We start from the raw sequence: 3647 nt of genomic DNA on the forward strand, positions 1-3647 counted from the left end.
CATGCCATTTTTAGTATATCATGAAAGATTTTAAATTTTTATTGAAAAATATTGACAAACTATTAGCTGGTTTAATTCAACAAGAAAATTACTTCTCATATTTTAAATTTTTCACTTGATACATTATAAAGCCAATGAATATTCCACCTGTTGCAAAACCTAATAAGTTAGGTAAATAAGAAACCATCTCAATTGGTTCACCTGAAAAATAGTCTGTCAGTATTAAAAGAGTGGTTACTATCACTGGAAATACTATAATCCAAAATAACATTGTTTTAATTAACTTAGGCATAAAATCCCCCTTGATGTTAAAATATGGTGATTTCTTATTCCACTAAACTCCCGTTACTTTAAGTACTATATTTCACAATATATTAAAAAGGATTTTCACCTATTAGAAAAGGGATAAAAACCACTACAACTGAACCTGAAAATAGCAACCAAAAAATAATTGACCTTGTGCGTTCTCTTATCAAAACGTTATTTTTACTCACGACTTTTCGAACAACGGTATAAGTCACAAAAAGAATATAGGAAACACCAAACCAGTTTACCCAAACGTTACCGATAAACCTTATTCCAAAATTCTCATAAACTACTCTTAATACATTTTCAGTTAAAATGAAACCAATAAATAAAAATATTACTATTTCAAGAAGTGTAACAGCGTATGCTTTCCAAATGGACAATTTAACATCCCTCCCTTAACTTATACTCTTTAAACACTGCTACTTTCAGCTATTTTTTGGATATTCCTTTTTCGATTCTTTCGTTACCCTGCCACGTTAGCACAAGAAGAAGTGCGCTGACCCTTCCTCAAAGGTTTAGTTTTTCATTATTTTGATAAGGTGTAATTAATGAAACACCTTTGAAATAACGGTATAGAACATAACAGACAATAGGGATTAATATGATGAATAAAACAGTACCGATACTAAAAACCACATCCAGCATCACCACTTCACCATAAAAAAACAAATTCTTATTAAACTCTTCTCTTTAGTTTAAGTACATTTCTTCACAATCTCATACCAATATTAACATAAATATCCAGTCTCGTTTAGAAGTCTTATTCCATTAAATGGCCCTATAAATAAAAAAAGCGCATATCCTTGTTAAAGAATAGCGCCCGATTGTTGAAGATCATGGTTTTGTTTTATTAAAGAAAAGCACCCGTTTATTTAATAACAAATTAAATCGACTCCGCAATATCTAATAACACTTCTAAGTTAAAATTATCTGTTTTACTGCCTCCAAGAGAATAGCCAATTCCGTCTTTTTTAAGAGTTAATGTTAGAACATCATTTGGATTTTCCCTATAGTATGCTTCAGACCCATTACTTAACTTATACATTTGATCATTCGATGTAACATGTGTATCAATCTCAGATTCAGACATCACATAAAATATGAAGTCAAGTGTATGCTTTTGACCATCGTACTTCATGTAATGTAACTTTAAACGACCTTCTTCATCAACAATACCGAAGCGATGGGTAGGCTCAAATGGTAACCTTTCAGGAAGGTTTATGCTTTTACCAATTTTCTGCACATATTGCTTGGTCGCTTCTTCTGCGCTGATATAATTATTCCCTTTGATAAATTCCTCAAGTTGTTTTTGCTCATGAGATTTAGCTTTGACTTCCGTTGAGTTATTAAACGTACACAGACCTAAGACAACTGCAACAATTAAATATTTTATTAATGACTTTTTCACAATAATTCCTCCAATAACGGTTTTCCTAAAATCAATTTTAGTGTATGTAATTTTTTGGATAATACTCATTTGTCGTCTCCCACAAAAAAAGAGCCATACTTCTTTTTGAAGTAAAGCTCTCGTTACTTGAATAAAACTATTTCTTTATTTCCTTAATTCTACTCAATAAAATACTAACACCAATAGCAATACTCGCATTAAGCATTCCAAACACAGAAACGATAAATGTAAGAGCTTCGTAATCTGATAAAAAGTTTGCTATAAAAAAATGAAACTTAGTCCAAACACAACTATTCCAAAAATGAATAAGAACTTATCCAAGGAAACACCTCCACCTGCAAACAATAAACAATCTTGATATATGTTTATAAACATTCTTAATCTTCTTAAACATTCCTGCTCCGTTACTTCAACAAGAGAAAGGCGATAACCTTTATTCGCCTTTCTCACTCTGTTAGCTGAAGGAAAAAATTATATACCTTCCCAACTGTCTTCTTTATTTGAAATATGACGGAATACTAAATAACCTGCAACATTAAATAGGACAAACACAAAACTCCATTTTAAATTTAATCTTCTTTCATGATAAGCATTTATCATTGCCCATATAGAAAATAAACTCCAATAAAGGAACCCTAATAGGAGCAAGCTCAGAACACTTAAAGTATGATAACTATTTCTTTCAGTTATCACATACCAATTATCGTTACCACTACCAGAGGGGAGTAACTCACCAACCATCTGTCTAGTTATTCCATATTGGTAATCAGCCTCTTTATTACCAACGTATTCAAATAACTCTTCATTGGTTATATTACTTACATCATAAATAAGAACATCTGAAATATAATTTGTACCATGTACGACTGACGCTATTTCTTTTTTTATATCATCTGATACAATATCACGATTGTCTAAAATAGAATGTATTTTTGTAGAAGCAAATGATTTTTCGCTTAAACTTTGAGCCTCTTTTGATTGTAAGGTAGCAAAAACAATTGGAGCAATTGTGAGAAAAATTAATGAAACATAAAGTAGCCATTTGGCAAATAATTTATGTTTTTTTGATAATAGACCTACAATCGAGCGTATCTCATTTTCATCACCAAACCGTTCAATTGCCATAAGTATTGCTTTTTCTTCTTCTACGCCCTCGGATTTCAATTCAAGAACTAGCTCCTGTAAATGAGTTTTCATCTCCATCTTTAATTCTTGGATTTCTTCCTTACTTCCATCAACATTGTTATAAACATAATCAACATATTCATCTATTTTTTTCATTTTCTCCTCCTACCACCAAAAAAGAGTCAATAATTTCTTTAACAAATAACCACTCCAATTGTTTATTCTTTAAACCCTCATGACCTAGCTTGGTTACTTCATAGTATTTTCTTCTTCCACCTTGACCTTGCTCATCTCCCCAATAAGAAGAAATCCATTTATTTTTCTCGAGCCTTTTTAAAGATAGGTAGAGTGTGCCTTCTTTCAATTCAAATTTCCCCTTGCTTTTTTCTCGAACTAATTTCGCTAATTCATATCCATACATATCTTTATTAGCTAAGATTGAAAGAATTAAGGTATCAATATGACCTTTTAAAACTTCCTTATTAACCTCCACAGTCGTCCTCCAATCAAAAAATTAATACTCTATGTTACAAGGTATTAGCATGTTTAAGTAAATATTCGAAGAAGCATCAAAAAACTACTCATCAGCAAAAACTTTTCCTTGTGGAAAAAGTAAAAGCGATTTACTACAAAAAAAACAACGTCCAGAGATAAAACCTCTCTGAGCGTTGTTATATTATTTCAGTTATTCAATTAAAGCACCCGTTAGCTTAATAAGAATTTGTTATCGGTGTTTGTCAATATAGTTGTCGCATTTAGTTACTTTAGTGTTCAGTCAAGGCTACCGCGCTACGCTTGCTGGCCT

At 31.4% G+C, this 3647-nt stretch carries 5 protein-coding genes; all 5 read right to left on the reverse strand.

The genetic code is table 11. From position 1 onward, the window contains the following. Positions 1-88 precede the first annotated feature (88 nt). The 5 genes from PQ474_RS25690 to PQ474_RS25710 all read right to left on the reverse strand — a co-directional run bounded on the left by PQ474_RS25690 (position 89) and on the right by PQ474_RS25710 (position 3335). On the reverse strand, positions 89-292 hold the full coding sequence (locus PQ474_RS25690; RefSeq protein WP_273848420.1) for a hypothetical protein: 204 nt from the start codon (positions 290-292) through the stop codon (positions 89-91). 82 nt (positions 293-374) lie between these two features. Then, positions 375-689, reverse strand: coding sequence for a hypothetical protein (locus tag PQ474_RS25695; protein WP_273848421.1), 315 nt, complete (start codon positions 687-689; stop codon positions 375-377). Between the two features lie 503 nt (positions 690-1192). Then, a complete protein-coding gene (locus PQ474_RS25700) occupies positions 1193-1786 on the reverse strand; it encodes an autoinducer (protein WP_273848422.1) in 594 nt (197 codons plus the stop codon). A gap of 402 nt (positions 1787-2188) precedes the next feature. After that, positions 2189-2998: a permease prefix domain 1-containing protein gene (locus PQ474_RS25705; protein ID WP_273848423.1), complete on the reverse strand. Its 810-nt coding sequence runs from the start codon at positions 2996-2998 to the stop codon at positions 2189-2191. Further along, positions 2982-3335: a PadR family transcriptional regulator gene (locus PQ474_RS25710; protein WP_273848424.1), complete on the reverse strand. Its 354-nt coding sequence runs from the start codon at positions 3333-3335 to the stop codon at positions 2982-2984. Before PQ474_RS25710 ends, PQ474_RS25705 begins: the two co-directional genes overlap by 17 nt. Positions 3336-3647: the final 312 nt, after the last annotated feature.

This window comes from Halalkalibacter alkalisediminis (assembly GCF_028610705.1).
Classification (GTDB): domain Bacteria; phylum Bacillota; class Bacilli; order Bacillales; family Bacillaceae_D; genus Halalkalibacter; species Halalkalibacter alkalisediminis.